General features: G+C 60.6%; 18 protein-coding genes. 16 read left to right on the top strand and 2 right to left on the bottom strand.

Annotation, left to right across the window (positions count from 1 at the left end):
• Nucleotides 1-275: 275 nt before the first annotated feature.
• The 10 genes from KW841_RS21030 to araH all read left to right on the top strand — a co-directional run bounded on the left by KW841_RS21030 (nt 276) and on the right by araH (nt 10,108).
• Nucleotides 276-914 (top strand): TetR/AcrR family transcriptional regulator, encoded by a 639-nt coding sequence (locus KW841_RS21030; protein ID WP_007977040.1) that lies wholly within the window; start codon nt 276-278, stop codon nt 912-914.
• A gap of 137 nt (nt 915-1,051) precedes the next feature.
• On the top strand, nt 1,052-2,020 hold the full coding sequence (locus KW841_RS21035; protein WP_218479612.1) for a GTP 3',8-cyclase MoaA: 969 nt from the start codon (nt 1,052-1,054) through the stop codon (nt 2,018-2,020).
• Between the two features lie 171 nt (nt 2,021-2,191).
• Nucleotides 2,192-2,800: a DUF4823 domain-containing protein gene (locus KW841_RS21040; RefSeq protein WP_102700891.1), complete on the top strand. Its 609-nt coding sequence runs from the start codon at nt 2,192-2,194 to the stop codon at nt 2,798-2,800.
• Nucleotides 2,801-2,816: 16 nt separating this feature from the next.
• Nucleotides 2,817-3,377, top strand: a complete 561-nt coding sequence (locus KW841_RS21045) for a DUF1285 domain-containing protein (RefSeq protein ID WP_218479613.1) — start codon at nt 2,817-2,819, stop codon at nt 3,375-3,377.
• Nucleotides 3,378-3,568: 191 nt separating this feature from the next.
• Complete coding sequence (locus KW841_RS21050; RefSeq protein ID WP_095966307.1) at nt 3,569-4,285, top strand: FadR/GntR family transcriptional regulator; 717 nt, start codon at nt 3,569-3,571, stop codon at nt 4,283-4,285.
• A 127-nt stretch (nt 4,286-4,412) separates the two neighbouring features.
• Complete coding sequence (locus tag KW841_RS21055; RefSeq protein WP_218479614.1) at nt 4,413-5,288, top strand: SMP-30/gluconolactonase/LRE family protein; 876 nt, start codon at nt 4,413-4,415, stop codon at nt 5,286-5,288.
• A gap of 274 nt (nt 5,289-5,562) precedes the next feature.
• Nucleotides 5,563-6,381, top strand: a complete 819-nt coding sequence (locus KW841_RS21060) for an SDR family oxidoreductase (protein WP_218479615.1) — start codon at nt 5,563-5,565, stop codon at nt 6,379-6,381.
• 138 nt (nt 6,382-6,519) lie between these two features.
• A complete protein-coding gene (locus tag KW841_RS21065) occupies nt 6,520-7,524 on the top strand; it encodes a substrate-binding domain-containing protein (RefSeq protein WP_218479616.1) in 1,005 nt (334 codons plus the stop codon).
• Nucleotides 7,525-7,588: 64 nt separating this feature from the next.
• Nucleotides 7,589-9,127, top strand: a complete 1,539-nt coding sequence (gene araG, locus KW841_RS21070) for an L-arabinose ABC transporter ATP-binding protein AraG (protein ID WP_218479617.1) — start codon at nt 7,589-7,591, stop codon at nt 9,125-9,127.
• Between the two features lie 12 nt (nt 9,128-9,139).
• Nucleotides 9,140-10,108: an L-arabinose ABC transporter permease AraH gene (gene araH / locus KW841_RS21075; RefSeq protein WP_033048066.1), complete on the top strand. Its 969-nt coding sequence runs from the start codon at nt 9,140-9,142 to the stop codon at nt 10,106-10,108.
• A 202-nt stretch (nt 10,109-10,310) separates the two neighbouring features.
• Here the strand turns inward: araH and KW841_RS21080 are convergent, their stop codons facing one another.
• Nucleotides 10,311-10,634 carry a hypothetical protein gene (locus tag KW841_RS21080; RefSeq protein ID WP_218479618.1) on the bottom strand — a complete coding sequence of 108 codons (324 nt, stop codon included), beginning with the start codon at nt 10,632-10,634 and terminating at the stop codon, nt 10,311-10,313.
• Between the two features lie 81 nt (nt 10,635-10,715).
• The gene (locus KW841_RS21085; RefSeq protein ID WP_218479619.1) at nt 10,716-11,921 is read right to left on the bottom strand and encodes an MFS transporter; all 1,206 of its coding nucleotides are present in this window, start codon (nt 11,919-11,921) and stop codon (nt 10,716-10,718) included.
• A 336-nt stretch (nt 11,922-12,257) separates the two neighbouring features.
• Here KW841_RS21085 and KW841_RS21090 point away from each other — a divergent pair, with 336 nt between their 5' ends.
• From KW841_RS21090 to KW841_RS21115, 6 genes are all read left to right on the top strand, one after another.
• On the top strand, nt 12,258-12,740 hold the full coding sequence (locus KW841_RS21090) for a GNAT family N-acetyltransferase (RefSeq protein ID WP_104449001.1): 483 nt from the start codon (nt 12,258-12,260) through the stop codon (nt 12,738-12,740).
• A 259-nt stretch (nt 12,741-12,999) separates the two neighbouring features.
• Nucleotides 13,000-13,992, top strand: coding sequence for a 2-dehydro-3-deoxygalactonokinase (locus KW841_RS21095; RefSeq protein ID WP_218479620.1), 993 nt, complete (start codon nt 13,000-13,002; stop codon nt 13,990-13,992).
• A gap of 19 nt (nt 13,993-14,011) precedes the next feature.
• A complete protein-coding gene (locus KW841_RS21100) occupies nt 14,012-14,632 on the top strand; it encodes a 2-dehydro-3-deoxy-6-phosphogalactonate aldolase (RefSeq protein ID WP_218479621.1) in 621 nt (206 codons plus the stop codon).
• Nucleotides 14,633-14,677: 45 nt separating this feature from the next.
• Complete coding sequence (gene dgoD, locus KW841_RS21105) at nt 14,678-15,826, top strand: galactonate dehydratase (protein WP_218479622.1); 1,149 nt, start codon at nt 14,678-14,680, stop codon at nt 15,824-15,826.
• Nucleotides 15,827-15,998: 172 nt separating this feature from the next.
• Nucleotides 15,999-17,309 (top strand): MFS transporter, encoded by a 1,311-nt coding sequence (locus KW841_RS21110; protein WP_218479623.1) that lies wholly within the window; start codon nt 15,999-16,001, stop codon nt 17,307-17,309.
• A 60-nt stretch (nt 17,310-17,369) separates the two neighbouring features.
• Nucleotides 17,370-18,173 (top strand): IclR family transcriptional regulator, encoded by an 804-nt coding sequence (locus KW841_RS21115; RefSeq protein WP_218479624.1) that lies wholly within the window; start codon nt 17,370-17,372, stop codon nt 18,171-18,173.
• Nucleotides 18,174-18,296: the final 123 nt, after the last annotated feature.

The raw sequence follows: 18,296 nt of genomic DNA on the forward strand, positions 1-18,296 counted from the left end.
TGGCACGCGGTCCGTTGGTACCAATATCGGCGTGACACTTGGGGGAGATGCCCCGCCGACAGTTCAAGTATTGATCAGGATTGCGCCTCGTCCAGTTTGTCGGCCCGGGTTTTTAAACAAATTTGGAATACGTGCGCTTCGGAAGAGTTCTCATCAACCGGTAATCGTGCGCGGAATGACCGGAAAGCGCAGATATGGTCGGATGATCCGTGCATTTTTGCGTAAGTTAGGCATAATACGCGGCTTCGAATTTTGACCCCGACAGACCTTTTCTTATGCATAAAGAACCTCGTAAGGTCCGTGAGTTTCGTCGCCGCGAGCAGGAAATTCTCGATACCGCGCTAAAGCTGTTCCTCGAACAAGGTGAAGACAGTGTCACCGTCGAGATGATTGCTGATGCCGTCGGTATCGGCAAAGGCACGATCTACAAGCACTTCAAATCCAAGGCGGAAATCTATCTGCGCCTGATGCTCGATTACGAGCGCGATTTGAACGCACTGCTGCATTCGGCCGATGTCGACAAGGACAAGGAAGCCCTATCCCGGGCCTACTTCGAATTCCGCATGCGCGATCCACAGCGCTATCGCCTGTTCGACCGCCTCGAAGAGAAAGTGGTCAAGGGCAACCAGGTGCCGGAGATGATCGAGGAGCTGCACAAGATCCGTGCCTCGAACTTCGAACGCCTGACCCTGCTGATCAAGGGCCGGATCAGTGAAGGCAAGCTGGAAGACGTGCCACCTTACTTCCACTACTGCGCGTCCTGGGCGCTGGTGCACGGCGCCGTCGCGCTGTATCACTCGCCGTTCTGGAGCAATGTGCTGGAAGATCAGGAAGGTTTCTTCCAGTTTCTGATGGACATCGGCGTGCGCATGGGCAACAAACGCAAGCGCGACACCGACACTTCCGGCAGCTGAGCCATTCAGTTGCCTTATTGCGCCATGATTTCGCTACTTGGCGCAGTACTGCAGGAATATACTCAGGTAGAGGACTTGCTAAAACTTGATTTCTGAGTCAAGTTTTAGCGGCCCGATATTCTTCCGCCGGAGTGACCATGATCGTTGACCGTCAAGGCAGGCGTTTTCGCAACTTGCGAATCAGTCTGACCTCTGCCTGCAATTACGCCTGTACCTACTGCGTGCCCAACGGCAAGCGGCTGGTGGCTGCGCAGGATGAATTGTCGGCCGAAGCGATGGCACGCGGTGTGGCTTATCTGATTGAGGCGGCAGGGATCGAGCGTCTGCGCATTACTGGCGGCGAGCCGCTGGTCAGCCCCAAGCTCGAAGCCTTCATGACAGCGGTCGGGCAGATGGGCCTGGAAGACATCAGCCTGACCACCAATGGCCAGTTACTGGCCAAGAAACTGCCGCTGTTGGTGAACGCCGGGATTCGGCGCCTCAACGTTTCCCTCGATACCCTCGACGCCAGTGCGTTCCGCGGCATTGCCCGGGGCGGCGACCTGGCCACCGTGCTAAACGGCATGGACGAGGCCAGTGCGGCCGGCATGAAGATCAAGGTCAACATGGTGCCGCTGCGCGGACAGAACCTTGATCAAGTGATGCCGCTGCTCGACTACTGCCTGGAGCGCGGTTATGAACTGCGCTTCATCGAGCTGATGCGCATGGGCCACCTGGCCAACGATTCCAATGCCTTTTTGCAACAGTTCGTCAGTCTCCAGCAATTGCTGAGCCTGATCGGCGAGCGCTATGAATATCTGCAGGCCGATGCTCCGGTCGATGCAACGGCGGTTCGTTATGAAATTCCCGGCCAGGGTTACTTCGGCGTGATCGCCAACGAAAGTGTGCCGTTCTGCCGGACCTGCTCGCGACTGCGCTTGTCTTCCACCGGGTGGCTGCATGGCTGCCTGTCGTCGAGCAATCGCCATTACGTCGGCGACCTGCTGGACAAACCGCGCCACCAGGCGCTGCCGGCGTTGCAGAGACTCCTGGTGAAAGCCTTGGGGGACAAGCAGGAAGTGGCGTTCTCTGGCGGCGCGACTGTCATGAAGATCATCGGCGGCTGATCCGGCCTCATCGCGGGCAAGCCACGCTCCCACAAGGTTTTGCATAAACCCTTGTGGGAGCGAGCTTGCTCGCGATGGCTATGGATAAGCCAACAATGCCCATGAGCTGGCGCAAAAGCTGCATCCTACGGCCATTCGCCGGTTTTCCGACACCGGCCTCTGGAGGATAGGATGCGTAGCCTGGTTTTGCTGCTGGCCGTTTTGGCGCTTGGTGGCTGCATGAACGTCAGCGATATGGCCGAAGGCACTCGTTACCATATGAGCGATGCGGGGTTGCTCGATCACAGCGACAGCCGACGCGTAAACAACCTGCGCATTCAACCGGATTCGTTCGTCTACATCGCCCAGGGCGCTTTCATGCCGCCGGGCAGCGCCATTTACCCGCGGCCCAACGTGATTGCCGAAGTCGCGTTCGATGGCTTCGTCGAATACTTCCCGATGGTCCGCCGTGCCCGCACGCCGGAAGGCCTCGACCAGGCCATGGGCGAAGCCCGTGCCGCCGGTGCGCACTATCTGCTCTACACCCGATTCGCCAAGTCGGACGACCGTATCGGCAACTCGGACGAATGGCTGGATCAGGAAGCCCTGGATCGCCTCGGCATCGACAGCGGTATGATTCAGATCATGTTGATCGAGACCAGCACCCAGTATTTGATTGATACTGCGACCATCAAGAGTCGTGGCGGTTTACTGACGTTCCACGATAAAAAACCCGAAGACCTGATGGGTCCGCCGCTGGAGCAATATGCGCGCGGCCTGTTGGGGCTCAGCGACCAGTAATTTCAAGGAGAACGCCATGAGTGGCCCGCAAAAAGCCAACGACTTGCTGGGGCAGATCCCCAAGACCAAAGGCTTGCCGCCGGTGCACCTGTGGAACCCCGATTTCTGCGGCGACATCGACATGCGCATCGCCCGGGACGGCACCTGGTATTACCTGGGCACGCCGATCGGGCGCAAGCCGATGGTCAAGTTGTTCTCCACCATCATTCGCCGCGACGGCGATGATTATTTCCTGATTACCCCGGTGGAAAAGGTCGGCATCAAAGTCGACGATGCGCCGTTCGTGGCGATTGCGGTGGACGTGGAAGGCGAGGGCGAGGCGCAGGTGTTGCGCTTTACCACCAATGTCGATGAAACCACCGAGGCCGGTGCGGAGCATTCCTTGCGCGTAGTGATCGATCCCGACACGCAGGAGCCAGCCCCTTACGTCCATGTGCGCAGTAATCTGGAGGCGTTGATTCACCGCAATGTGTTCTACCAACTGGTAGAGCTGGCAGTGAGCCGAGAAATCGACGGCCAGCGTTGGCTCGGTGTCTGGAGTGGCGGCGAGTTCTTCCCCATCGGTCTCGAACCCTGACGCAAAACCCTGTGGGAGCGGGCTTGCTCGCGAAAGCGCTGGGTCAGCCGACATCTTTGTTAGATGTGACTCCGTCTTCGCGAGCAAGCCCGCTCCCACATTAGATTTCTGATTTCTTCAAAAAATCAAATTGACACCCAATCGTATGATGATTAGCGTGGGCCTCCATCGCATACGGCTTCGAGGTGCCCATGTCCAACAGCTTTCATGCTACGACGGTCGACTGGCTGGGATGCTGGCTGGCCACGGGGCAGGTCAGGCCGGGTGAGTCACTCAAGGTCGAAGCCGACCTCGGCGAGCAACTTGGCGTGAGCCGCACGGTCATCCGCGAAGCGATCAAAACCCTGGTTGCCAAAGGTATGCTCGAGGTCGGCCCGAAAGTCGGCACGCGGGTGTTGCCGGTGCGGCGCTGGAACCTCTTCGATCCACAAGTCGTCGGCTGGCTGTCGCGCAGCGGCTTGCCGGAAAACTTCGTCGACGATCTGCTCGATCTGCGTCGCACCATCGAACCGATGGCCGTGCGCTGGGCTTGCGAGCGCGCGACCGGCGAACAGGTGGACGCGATCCTGTTGGCCTGCAACGCACTGGAACGGGCGGTGGACAGCGGCATCGATTACAACCGTGCCGACCAGCTCTTCCACGAGTGCATCCTCGCCGCCAGCCACAATCAATTCATCGAACAAATGGTTCCCGCCCTCGGCGCGTTGCTGGCGGTGGCCTTTGAAGTGTCCGCTGCCGATCCGGATGAACTGCGTCGCACCTTGCCGATTCACCGGGACCTGGCCGAGGCTATCGCGGCCCGTGATACCGCTCGGGGTGTCTGGGCCTGCATGACACTGATCGATAACGCCGCCCTGGCGATCAAGCGTTACTACCCGCAAGTCATGGCCGACAAAAAGGCCAGCTGAGAACTCGAACCCCTGTAGGAGCGAGCTTGCTCGCGATGGTGTATCAGCTACCACGAGACCGACTGACACACCATCGCCAGCAAGCTGGCTCCTACATCATAAAAACAAGAACCCTGCAGGAGGTTTCATGACGTTGACGGCGGTTACCGGGCATCGGGCGAAACTGGGCGAAGGTCCGTTCTGGGATGCGCCGACCCAGGCCCTGTATTGGGTGGATATCGCGGGTAAACAGGCGTTGCGGTTGATCGGCGCCAACGTGCAGATCTGGCAGATGCCGGAACATGTGTCCGCCTTTATCCCCTGTGAAAGCGGCGACGCGCTGGTGACATTGAGCAGTGGCGTGTATCGGCTCGATCTTGATTCACCGGGCCTGGCGCCGCGCCTGACATTGTTCTGCGTGGCCGATCCGCAACCGGGCAACCGCCCCAACGAAGCCCGCTGCGACGCTCAGGGCCAGCTCTGGCTCGGTACCATGCAAAACAATATCGGAGAACAGGGTGAAGACCTGCCCATCGTGCGCCGATCGGGTGGACTGTTTCGCATCGATCGTACCGGATGGGTTGTGCCGTTACTGCGCAACCTGGGCATTCCCAATACGCTGTTGTGGAGCGATGACGGCACCAGCGTTTATTTCGGCGACAGTCTCGATGGCACCTTGTATCGACACTTTATCCGCAGCGACGGCGCCCTCGATGCGCCGCAGGTCTGGTTTGGCCCGCACGGGCGCGGCGGCCCGGACGGCTCGGCGATGGATGCCGAAGGTTTTATCTGGAATGCCCGTTGGGATGGCCACTGTCTGCTCAGGTTGAGCCCTGACGGCAAAGTCGACCGGACCATCGAACTGCCGATCAGTCGTCCCACCAGTTGCGTGTTCGGTGGTGCGGACCTGAAAACCCTGTACATCACCAGCGCGGCGAGTCCGCTGGGCCATCCGCTGGATGGGGCGGTGCTGTCGATTCCAGTGGATGTGCCCGGGAAGCGTTGCACGCGTTTTGCGGCTTAAGTCCCACAATATGGGATGTAAATATATATATTGAGATTTATCGCGGGCCAGGTTTATAGTCGGCCTCACCAGTTACATGCACTCACACTCAAAAAAACAAAACAGGTGAAGTGATGCAGCGAAACTCCCCCGTGCTCCCTTGCGCAGACGGTGCCGCAAAGCGTTTTCAAGCTGAAACGTTTTCGCGCTTACCTGTTTTCTTCCACAACGCCTTTTGACCGGCCATCGACTGATGTCCGGTTTTCGTCGTGTTTTCGAACAGGAGTCTTGAACCATGGCTGAACCGCTGTCATTGCCCCCGGTGCCCGAACCCCCCAAGGGTGAGCGCCTCAAAGACAAAGTCGTGCTGCTGACCGGTGCCGCCCAGGGCATTGGCGAGGCCATTGTGGCGACCTTTGCGTCCCAGCAGGCCAGGCTGATCATCAGCGACATTCAGGCCGAGAAGGTCGAGAAGGTCGCGGCGCACTGGCGCGGACAGGGCGCCGACGTGGTGGCGATCAAGGCTGACGTTTCACAGCCGCAGGATCTGCAGGCGATGGCCAGGCTGGCGGTCGAGCGATACGGCCGGATCGATGTACTGGTCAACTGCGCCGGGGTCAACGTGTTCCGTGATCCGCTGGAAATGACCGAGGAAGACTGGCGTCGCTGCTTTGCCATTGACCTCGATGGCGCGTGGTATGGCTGCAAGGCGGTGCTGCCGCAGATGATCGAGCAGGGCATCGGCAGCATCATCAATATTGCCTCGACCCATTCCTCCCACATCATTCCGGGCTGCTTTCCCTACCCGGTGGCCAAGCACGGCTTGCTCGGCCTGACCCGCGCGCTGGGTATCGAATATGCGTCCAGGGGCATCCGCGTCAACGCCATCGCACCGGGCTATATCGAAACCCAGATCAATATCGATTACTGGAACGGTTTCGCCGACCCTCACGCTGAGCGCCAACGTGCGTTTGACCTGCATCCACCCAAACGCATCGGCCAGCCGATTGAAGTGGCGATGACCGCGGTGTTCTTGGCTAGTGATGAAGCACCGTTCATCAATGCCTCGTGCATCACCATCGATGGTGGGCGTTCGGTGATGTATCACGACTGAGTGACCGGGCTTTCAGGCGTCTTGGTACGCCTGAAATACAATCATCATACGATATGACTATTGGCGGTACGGTTTACCGCCTTGGCTTTACAGAACGCTTTCAAAGAACGCTCAAGAAAAATAACAAGGAGTCAGCTTATGAATCGTCGTCATGCTATCCGTTCCCTGTGCTGTGCCGCGTTGGCGGTATCGGCGGTCAGTCTGAGCAGCACGCTGCTGGCGGCCGAGGAAGTGAAAATCGGTTTCCTGGTCAAGCAGGCGGAAGAGCCCTGGTTCCAGACAGAGTGGGCGTTTGCCGAAAAGGCCGGGAAAGAGAAGGGCTTCACCCTGATCAAGATCGCCGTGCCGGACGGTGAGAAAACCCTGTCGGCCATCGACAGCCTCGCGGCCAATGGCGCCAAAGGCTTCGTGATCTGTCCGCCGGACGTGTCCCTCGGCCCGGCAATCATGGCCAAGGCCAGGCTCAACGGGTTGAAGGTGATCGCTGTCGATGACCGTTTCGTCGATGCCAGCGGCAAATTCATGGAAGACGTGCCGTACCTCGGCATGGCCGCGTTCGAAGTCGGCCAGAAGCAAGGCCATGCCATGGCCACCGAGGCGAAGAAACGCGGCTGGGACTGGAAAGACACGTACGCGGTGATCAACACCTACAACGAACTCGACACCGGCAAGAAGCGCACTGACGGTTCGGTCAAAGCCCTGGAAGACGCCGGCATGCCGAAGGACCACATCCTGTTCTCGGCCCTCAAGACCCTCGACGTGCCGGGCAGCATGGACGCCACCAACTCGGCGTTGGTGAAACTGCCGAGTGCAGCGAAGAACCTGATCATCGGCGGCATGAACGACAACACCGTGCTCGGCGGTGTGCGCGCCACCGAGAGCGCCGGGTTCACTGCGGCCAGCGTGATCGGCATCGGCATCAACGGTACCGACGCCATCGGCGAGCTGAAGAAGCCCGACAGCGGCTTTTATGGTTCGATGCTGCCGAGCCCGCACATCGAGGGCTACAACACCGCAAGCATGATGTACGAGTGGGTCACCACCGGCAAAGAACCGGCGAAGTACACCGCCATGGACGACGTGACGCTGATCACCCGCGACAACTTCAAGCAGGAACTGGAAAAGATCGGCCTGTGGAACTGACGGCCATTGATTTCAGCGACGGCCTCGGTGACGAGGTTGCCTGTCCGGTTTGAAGAGGTGGGTTATGCACGCGCAAACACATACACAACAACACAGCGGCAGCTTGCGCTTCAACGGGATCGGCAAGACCTTTCCCGGGGTGAAGGCGCTGGACAACATCAGCTTCGTCGCCTATCCGGGGCAGGTTCATGCCTTGATGGGCGAGAACGGTGCCGGTAAATCGACGCTGCTGAAAATCCTCGGCGGGGCCTACATACCCAGCAGCGGAGCCTTGCAGATCGGCGAGCGGACGATGGACTTCAAGTCCACCGCCGACAGCATCGGCAGTGGCGTCGCGGTGATCCACCAGGAGCTGCATCTGGTGCCGGAAATGACCGTGGCGGAGAACCTGTTTCTCGGGCATCTGCCGGCCAGTTTTGGCCTGATCAATCGCGGCACCCTGCGCCAGCAGGCGCTGGCCTGCCTCAAAGGCCTGGCCGATGAAATTGACCCGCAGGAGAAAGTCGGGCGCCTGTCCCTGGGGCAACGGCAGCTGGTGGAGATCGCCAAGGCGCTGTCCCGTGGTGCCCATGTGATTGCTTTCGACGAGCCCACCAGCAGCCTTTCGGCGCGGGAGATCGACCGCCTGATGGCGATCATCGGCCGCCTGCGGGACGAGGGCAAAGTGGTGCTCTATGTCTCCCACCGCATGGAAGAAGTATTCCGCATCTGCAACGCGGTGACGGTGTTCAAGGACGGGCGATACGTGTGCACGTTCGATGACATGAGCGAGTTGACCCATGATCAATTGGTCACCTGCATGGTCGGGCGCGACATCCAGGACATCTACGATTACCGCCCGCGCCAGCGCGGCGCGGTGGCACTCAAGGTCGACGGTCTGCTCGGGCCGGGGTTACGCGAGCCCGTGAGTTTCGAGGTGCACAAAGGCGAGATCCTCGGGTTGTTCGGGTTGGTGGGCGCCGGTCGCACCGAACTGTTGCGCCTGCTCAGCGGCCTGGCACGCAACAGCGCCGGACAGCTGAAACTGCGTGGCCATGAACTGAAGCTGCGTTCACCCCGGGACGCGATTGCCGCCGGGATCCTGTTGTGCCCAGAGGACCGCAAGAAGGAAGGCATCCTGCCGCTGGCCAGTGTCGCCGAGAACATCAACATCAGCGCCCGCGGCGCCCATTCCACCTTCGGCTGCCTGTTGCGTGGCTTGTGGGAGAAAGGCAACGCCGACCAGCAGATCAAGGCGCTCAAGGTGAAAACCCCACACGCCGGGCAGCCGATCAAGTTTCTATCCGGCGGCAATCAACAGAAGGCCATTCTCGGCCGCTGGCTGTCGATGCCAATGAAAGTGCTGCTGCTCGACGAACCGACCCGCGGCATCGACATCGGTGCCAAGGCCGAGATCTACCAGATCATCCATAACCTGGCGGCCGAAGGGATCGCGGTGATTGTGGTGTCCAGCGACTTGATGGAAGTCATGGGCATTTCCGACCGCATCCTGGTGCTGTGCGAAGGCGCGCTGCGTGGCGAACTGAGCCGCGATCAGGCCAACGAATCCAACCTGCTGCAACTGGCTTTGCCGCGCCAACGCGCCGACGGCGTGGCGAACTGAGAGGTGACTATGATGACAACCCAAAACAACACCCTGCCGACTACACGCAAACCGCTGGATATGCGGCGTTTTCTAGATGACTGGGTAATGCTGCTGGCGGCCGTCGGAATCTTCGTGCTCTGTACCCTGATGATCGACAACTTCCTGTCGCCGCTGAACATGCGTGGCCTGGGCCTGGCGATTTCCACCACCGGCATTGCGGCGTGCACCATGCTGTATTGCCTGGCGTCCGGGCATTTCGACTTGTCGGTGGGCTCGGTGATTGCCTGTGCCGGGGTGGTTGCGGCGGTGGTGATGCGCGACACCAACAGTGTGTTTCTCGGTGTCTGTGCAGCGCTGGTGATGGGCCTGATCGTCGGGCTGATCAACGGCATCGTCATCGCCAAGCTGCGGGTCAACGCGCTGATCACCACGCTGGCGACCATGCAGATTGTACGCGGCCTGGCCTACATCTTCGCCAACGGCAAAGCGGTGGGGGTGTCCCAGGAGTCGTTCTTCGTGTTCGGTAACGGCCAGATGTTCGGCGTGCCGGTACCGATCCTGATCACCATCGTCTGCTTCCTGTTCTTCGGCTGGCTGCTGAACTACACGACCTATGGGCGCAACACCATGGCCATCGGCGGCAATCAGGAGGCGGCGTTGCTGGCCGGGGTCAATGTCGACCGGACCAAGATCATCATCTTTGCCGTGCATGGCGTGATCGGCGCGTTGGCCGGGGTGATCCTGGCGTCGCGCATGACCTCCGGCCAACCGATGATCGGCCAGGGTTTTGAACTGACTGTGATCTCGGCCTGCGTACTGGGCGGGGTATCGTTGAGTGGCGGTATCGGCATGATCCGGCACGTGATTGCCGGGGTGTTGATTCTGGCGATCATCGAGAATGCGATGAACCTGAAGAACATCGATACGTTTTATCAGTATGTGATTCGCGGTTCGATCTTGCTGCTGGCGGTGGTTATTGACCGACTGAAGCAGCGCTGACATACATTTCCTCTGTAGGTGCGGGCTTGCCTGCGAAGGTCTGTCTGAAATGTAAATGTTGGATATGACGACGCCTTCGCGGGCAAGCCCGCTCCCACAGGGTTCTGCCTTCACACATTGAGTGCTGGTCTGGCATAGATCCTGTGGGAGCGGGCTTGCTCGCGAAGGGGTCATCAGCTTCAGTACATTTATCCTGGCTTCACTATTGGCTTATGTTGCTGTCCTCGTCCTCGGTGGTGCTCGAGCCGAGACCACCGCTGCCGGGCGTTTTTCTGTTCGGCAAGTCCGCCCCGCCCTGACGCCCCATGTCATTGCCCTGGATGCGCGGGTCGGTACCGGTGGACGGAGGCAGGTTGTGTTCAATCGTGGTGCCATCGGTGTTCATGCCGGGGGCACTCTGGATGGCTGGCGCCCTGGGCTTTTCCACCGGATTGGTCGGGCCGGTGCTCGAGCCGAGGGTCCCGGCGAACGAGGCGCAAGACAGCAGGGCGCAGAGGGCGAGGGCGGTCAACCTGGACAGGATCATGGTGTTGTCTCCAACGGGTAGAGTCCTTACCTGATTAGTCCGTCCTCGCCCGGGATAGGTGCGTTGTTAACGACGGACGGCTCAGGCCTGTGTCAATGCCCTGACCGCTGTTGCCCTTCGCCAGATCAATCGGCCTGCGGTGATCAACCAGTTGAGCGCAGCAACCGCCAGCACGGTGAGCAGCAGCGTGGCCATGCCTTGCTCGACGATGATTTTCCCGGCCAGCAAGGGGAAGCCGAACACTCCGATGAAGTACGACAGGCTGAACAGCAGCAGGGATTGCGCGGTGGTGCCGGTCGGCGCCTCGTTGGCGGCCAGGCCGTTGATCACCGAGTAGGTCAGGCCGTAACCGATCCCGAGCATCACCGCCGCGAGCACGTAGCTGAAGCTGCTGTCGACGACAAAACCGAACATGACGATCGATGCCAGCATCAGCCCCGAAAGCAGGCACGAGGCACGCAAGGGATCGCGCTTGACCACGAACCCGGCAATCAGCATCCGGCCACTGATCGCCGCGCCCATGAAGCCGAGGAAGAACAGCGAGTAGTCGAGCGAGTGCGCTGCGGCATAACTGGTTTGAAAACTCGACAGCCCGCCAAACACGCAGCCGCCAAGACCGACCATGATGATTGGGAAGACAGCCCTGGACGACAACACCTGACCCGCTGCACGCCACGAAATCCGCGACACGCTGCCCGATGGCAGGTGGGCCTGATTCAATGTCCGCTGCAGCCGCCAGAACAGCAGCACACCGGCCAGGCTGGCCAGCGCCGCCAGATAAAACGCAGCGCTCACCGGATACCCGAGGGCACTCGCCGTGCGGCCGAGCAGTGGACCACTGCCGATCCCGGTCATCATGCTACCCGACAGCAGGGCGAAGTATCTGGCGCGCTGTGCGGGGGTTACCAGGCTTGCCACGATGATCGGCCCCAGGGTGTAGAACACGCCCCAACCCAGGCCCAGCAGCAGGCCGAAAAACAACAGCAGAGGGCCGAAGCCCGGGGTCAGGGCGAAGCCCAGGCTGGCCGCTACCAGCAACACACCGAACAGCGCCACCGACCGGGCGGCACCGAGCAAGTCGGACAAATGACCGGAAACGATTACCGCCGCAAAGGTGCTGAGCATCGCCGCCGAAATCACACTGCCGGCGTCGTGTTCGTTGCCGCCACGCGCGCCGATCAACAGCGACAGCAGGAAGGTCGAGCCATAGGACAATGACAACAGGTAACTGGCAAGGCAAAACAGTCCGAACAACTTGCTTGAGACAGGGGGTGTTGCGGTAGGCATGACGCGGTTCCTTGACCGGATGAGTGAGCAGCGCCGCTATCTAACCACGCAGTGCACGAATGTCAGGTCCAAGGTTATCGATGCCAGGGTTAGTGGCGACCGGAGTGAAGCCTCATTTTTTGGCAAGGAGCTTTTGTGGCGAGGGGGCTTGCTTGTGGTGAGGGGGCTTGCCCCCGTTGGGTTGCGCAGCAACCCCAAAAAGAACACTGGAATCTTTCTGGTGTAATGCGATCGCTGAGAAAGGGCCTGCTTCGCAGGCCAACGGGGGCGAGCCCCCTCGCCACAAATATCGCGTCGCCTTAGTATGGCGTTTTCAACTTTAGACAAGGCACGTCCATGACGATCGAAATCCGCCCGGCGACCCCCAGTGATGCACCGCAAATCCTCGCGTTCATCACTGAACTGGCCGACTACGAACGTGCCCGCCATGAAGTCATCGCCAGCGTTGCCGATATCGAGCGCAGCCTGTTCAGCGAAGGCGCCACCGCCCACGGCCTGATCTGCCTTCGCGAAGGTGCAGCCATCGGTTTCGCGGTGTTCTTCTTCAGCTATTCCACCTGGTTGGGTAGCAATTGCCTGTACCTCGAAGACCTTTACATCACGCCGGAACAGCGCGGCGGTGGCGCGGGCAAGACCCTGCTGCGGCATCTGGCGAAGATCGCCTGCGCCAACGACTGCGGCCGTTTCGAGTGGAGCGTGCTGGAGTGGAATACGCCGGCCATCGACTTCTACAAATCCCTGGGCGCGCAGCCGCAGGAGGAGTGGGTTCGGTATCGGATGGATGGGAAAGTATTGCGCGAGTTCGCCGAGGGCCGTTGAACCGTATCCCCTGTAGGAGCGAGCCTGCTCGCGAAGAAATCGAAAGCACCACGGGGTGTCAGGTTTTCCGCTTAATCGTTGACGACCATCGCTAGCAAGCTAGCTCCACAGGGGAATGCATTCCAGGGAGCTACCGTAGGCGGTGGTTTTTTTTGTCTTTATCTCAATATATGGGATGCTAATTTATATATTGAGATTTTACGGTGCATGGGTTTATAGTCCCGCTCACTCACTGCCAAAAACCAAAACAGGTGAAGCGATGCAGGCGCAATTGATCGCGCTCGACTGGGGGACAACCTCATTACGTGCTTACAAACTGGCTGAAGACGGGCAGGTGCTCGAACAGCGTTCGCTGGCGTCGGGGATCATGCAGTTGCCCAAGACGCCGCGAATCATTGGCGGCCGGGAATGCACCGACGGTTTTGAACTGGCTTTCGATGAGGCATGCGGTGACTGGCTCGATGCCCAGCCGCAGTTGCCGGTGATTGCCTGTGGCATGGTCGGTAGCGCCCAGGGCTGGTGCGAAGCGGCCTACCGCGACACGCCGGCGAACGTCGCCACGCTCGGCACCTCCTTGCAAACCGTGCACAGCTTGCGTGGCGTCGATGTGCACATCGTGCCCGGCGTCATCGAGCGTTCGCGTCTGCCGAACGTGATGCGCGGCGAAGAAACCCAGGTGCTCGGTGTACTGCAAAACCTGGCGGGCGAGGCGAGCGCGGACCTGCTGATCGGCCTGCCGGGCAGCCATTCGAAATGGGTGGAAGTGGCCGACGGTTGCATCGTGCATTTCGATACCTTCATGACCGGCGAAGTCTTCGCCGTGCTCAGCGAGCACAGCATTCTCGGACGCACCCAGCAGCGTGGCGGGTCTTTCGATGGCGACGCGTTTGATAGGGGGGTGCAGGTCGCGTTGTCGGCGGACGGTGAAACCGGTCCGCTGTCGACCCTGTTCAGTGCCCGCAGCCTGGGCTTGACCGGCGAATTGAGCACCACCGCTCAGGCCGATTACCTGTCCGGCCTGCTGATCGGCCACGAGTTGTCGGCCCTGGCCATTGTCCAGCGACGTCGGCGCAACAGCGTACACCTGCCGTCGATCATCCTTATCGGCAATACCCAACTCTGTGCCCGCTACCGCCGTGCGCTCGACGCCTGCGGTTTTGCCCGGGTGAGCCTGGCCGAACAGGCTACCGAACGCGGATTGTGGCAACTGGCGCTCGCCGCCGGTCTGGTCACGTCCACCGCATCCCGTTAAACCTGCCTGGAGGTCTGACATGCTCAAACAAGCGCTGGCGCAAAACGGCCTGATCGCGATTCTGCGCGGCCTGCGTCCACAGGAAGCTGCCGCTATCGGCGAAGTCCTGTACGCCGCCGGATTTCGCGTCATCGAAGTGCCGCTCAATTCCCCTGAACCGTACGACAGTATCCGCATCCTGCGCAGTACCTTGCCTGCCGATTGCCTGATCGGTGCCGGCACGGTGCTGACCCCGGAACAGGTCGAACGGGTGAAAGCGGCGGGGGGGCAGGTGATCGTCATGCCCCATAGCGATCCGAAGGTCCTGCGTGCGGCGAAAGCGGCGGGGCTGTCTCTGTCGCCCGGTGTCGCCACGCCGACCGAAGCCTTTGCGGCGCTGGCCGAAGGCGCGGACATCCTCAAGCTGTTCCCGGCCGAGCAAATGGGGCCGGCAGTCGTCAAGGCCTGGCTGGCGGTACTGCCGGCCGGGACGATCCTGGCGCCGGTCGGTGGCATCACCCCGGACAACATGCAGGAGTTTATCGACGCGGGCGTCAAAGGTTTCGGCCTCGGCTCCGGTCTGTTCAAACCGGGCATGACCCCGGAGCAAGTGGCGGCCAATGCCAAGGCCTATGTCGCTGCCTGGAAAGCCCTTCGCTAAGACTTTTTGGCGCTGCGAGCGCTGCATCCAATAAGAGAGCCAAAGATGAAAATCACCAAACTGACCACCTTCATCGTTCCGCCACGCTGGTGCTTCCTCAAGGTCGAAACCGACGAGGGCGTCACCGGTTGGGGCGAGCCCGTTGTAGAAGGCCGCGCCCAAACCGTCGCCGCTGCCGTTGAGGAATTGTCCGACTACCTGATCGGCAAGGACCCACGCAACATCGAAGACATCTGGACCGTGCTCTATCGCGGCGGTTTCTATCGTGGCGGTGCGATCCACATGAGCGCCCTGGCGGGTATCGACCAGGCCTTGTGGGACATCAAGGGCAAGGCGCTGGGCGTGTCGGTCAGCGATCTGCTCGGTGGTCAGGTGCGGGACAAGATTCGCGTGTATTCGTGGATCGGCGGCGACCGCCCGGCGGACACGGCGCGTGCAGCCAAGGAAGCGGTGGAGCGCGGTTTCACCGCGGTGAAAATGAACGGCACCGAAGAACTGCAATTCCTCGACACCTTCGACAAAGTCGACCAGGCCCTGGCCAACGTCGCTGCCGTGCGCGATGCGGTCGGCCCGAACGTCGGCATCGGCGTGGACTTCCATGGCCGGGTGCACAAGCCCATGGCCAAGGTGCTGATGAAGGAGCTTGATCCGTACAAGCTGATGTTCATCGAAGAGCCGGTGCTCAGCGAAAACTACGAAGCGCTGAAAGAGTTGGCGCCACTGACCAGCACTCCGATTGCCCTCGGTGAGCGCCTGTTCTCGCGCTGGGACTTCAAGCGCGTGCTCAGCGAAGGCTACGTCGACATCATCCAGCCGGATGCGTCTCACGCCGGTGGTATCACCGAAACTCGCAAGATCGCCAACATGGCCGAAGCCTACGACGTGGCGCTGGCGCTGCATTGCCCGTTGGGGCCGATTGCCCTGGCGGCTTGCCTGCAACTGGACGCGGCTTGCTACAACGCATTCATCCAGGAGCAGAGCCTGGGCATCCATTACAACGAGAGCAACGACCTGCTCGACTACGTGAAAGACCCACGGGTGTTCGACTACGACAAAGGCTTCGTGAAGATCCCGAACGGCCCGGGCCTGGGCATCGAGATCAACGAGGAATACGTGATCGAACGCGCCGCCATCGGCCACCGTTGGCGCAACCCGATCTGGCGCCATGCCGACGGCAGTTTTGCCGAGTGGTGATCCGGTTCTGATTCACCAATAACCCTGTGGGAGCTGGCTTGCCAGCGATGACGGCAGCACATTCAACATTGATGTGACAGTTCCACCGCTATCGCTGGCAAGCCAGCTCCCACAGGGTTCGGTGCAAGGCCACAGGCCGACCTCAATAACCATAAGAAGAGGCACCCCCCCCATGCAACCGCAAACCCTCACCGGGCAGGCGTCGTTGGTGACGCCCAGCCGCAAGCGTTTTTTCATCATGGTGCTGTTGTTCATCACCGTGGTGATCAACTACCTGGACCGCAGCAACCTGTCGATTGCCGCCCCGGCACTGACCAGTGACCTGGGCATCGACCCGATTCATGTCGGCCTGATCTTCTCTGCCTTCGGCTGGACCTACGCCGCCATGCAGATCCCCGGCGGCTGGCTGGTAGACCGGGTACCGCCACGCATTCTTTACACGGCAGCGCTGCTGCTGTGGTCGATTGCCACCGTGATGCTCGGCTTCGCCGGCAGCTTCATCGCGCTGTTCGTGCTGCGCATGGCGGTCGGGGCCCTGGAAGCGCCGGCCTATCCGATCAACAGCCGCGTGGTCACCACCTGGTTCCCCGAGCGCGAGCGTGCCACGGCCATCGGTTTCTACACCTCCGGGCAATTCGTCGGCCTGGCCTTCCTGACACCGGTGCTGGCCTGGCTGCAGCACGAATTCGGCTGGCACATGGTGTTCGTCACCACCGGCGCGGTCGGCATTCTTTGGGCAGTGATCTGGTACGCGGTGTATCGCGAGCCGCGGGACTTCAAAGGCGCCAATGACGCAGAGATTGACCTGATCCGCGAGGGCGGCGGGCTGGTGGATATCCAGGCCGAACAGGCCAAGGTCAAAGCCAAATTCAGCTGGACTGACCTTGGCATTGTCCTGACCAAGCGCAAGCTCTGGGGCATCTACCTCGGCCAGTTCTGCCTCAATTCGACCCTGTGGTTTTTCTTGACGTGGTTCCCGACCTACCTGGTGAAATACCGCGGCATGGACTTCATCAAGTCCGGCCTGCTGGCGTCGTTGCCGTTTCTCGCGGCCTTTGTCGGCGTACTGTGTTCCGGTTTCTTCTCGGACTTTTTGATCCGTCGCGGTTACACGGTAGGGTTCGCCCGCAAGTTGCCGATCATCAGCGGCTTGCTGATTTCCACCTCGATCATCGGCGCCAATTTCGTTGAGTCGACGCCGTTGGTGATTGCCTTCCTCGCGCTGGCATTTTTCGGCAACGGCCTGGCTTCGATCACCTGGTCTCTGGTGTCGACGCTCGCCCCGGCGCGTTTGCTCGGGCTGACCGGCGGGGTGTTCAACTTCATCGGCAACCTGTCGGCCATTGCCACGCCGATCGTGATCGGCTTCCTCGCGACGGGTGATTCCTTTGCTCCGGCGATCACCTACATCTCGGTGCTGGCATTGATTGGCGCACTGTCTTACATCTTGCTGGTGGGCAAGGTCGAGCGTATCAAGTTGTAGTCGTGGCACGCGGGCGACCATAATGCCGCCCGTTCACTCGCTCAACGGTAAAGGCTGGATATGCAGGAAGACGCCCCAAAAATCGCCAAGGACGCCGCACCGACCGGCACCCAGACCCTGCTTCGCGGTTTGGGAGTGGTTCATGCCGTGGCCAGCGGCGCCCGCGACCTCAAGGAAATCGCCCGGCTGATCGGCACCACGCGCAGCACCACCCATCGCCTGGCCAGTTGCCTGGTGGACGAGCGTTACCTGCGGGTGGTGCCGCAAGTCGGTTATCTGCTGGGGCCGAAGCTGATCGAGTTGGGCTTTCAGGCTCGTGAAGAATTGCCGTTGGTGACCCTGGCGGGTCCGTATCTGGATGAGTTGTCGGCGCTGACCGGCGACACCATTCACCTGGCGATCCGTGAAGGCGACGAAGTGCTGTACCTGCACAAGAACCCGGGGCGCAATGGCCCGGAAATGCGCTCACGGGTCGGCCATCGCATGCCGCTGGCGCGCACCGGGATCGGCAAGGCGCTGATGCTCGACGATTCGCCGCAAGAGTGGCAGCGCCTGTACCAAGCCAGCCTGCCGGAGGGTGGGAAAAACCAATTCTGGCCGCAGCACCCGGAGCAATCCTGGGAACAGTTCGAGCAGCGCATGGTCGAGTACGTGGCCGGCGGTTATGCCTTCGATCTGGAAGATAACGAGCCGTCGATCCGTTGCGTGGCGGCGCCGGTGCGCGATGCCAGCAAGCGCATCGTTGCCGGCATCAGCATCGCCAGTACCGTGCCGTACATGCCGCTGGAAAAAATGGCCGAGCTGATTCCGTTGATCAAGGGTGTTACGGCGCGGCTCTCGGCGGAGCTGGGCCTCAAGGTTTAAACGCAGAACACTGTGGGAGCGGGCTTGCCCGCGATAGCGGTGGGTCAGTCGACGGCAATGTTGAATGATGAACCGTCATCGCTGGCAAGCCAGCTCCCACAGGGAGTGGTGTTATGCCCTGGA

The sequence above is a fragment of the Pseudomonas sp. PDM28 genome (assembly GCF_019219115.1).
In the GTDB taxonomy this organism is placed as follows: Bacteria; Pseudomonadota; Gammaproteobacteria; order Pseudomonadales; family Pseudomonadaceae; genus Aquipseudomonas; species Aquipseudomonas laurylsulfatiphila.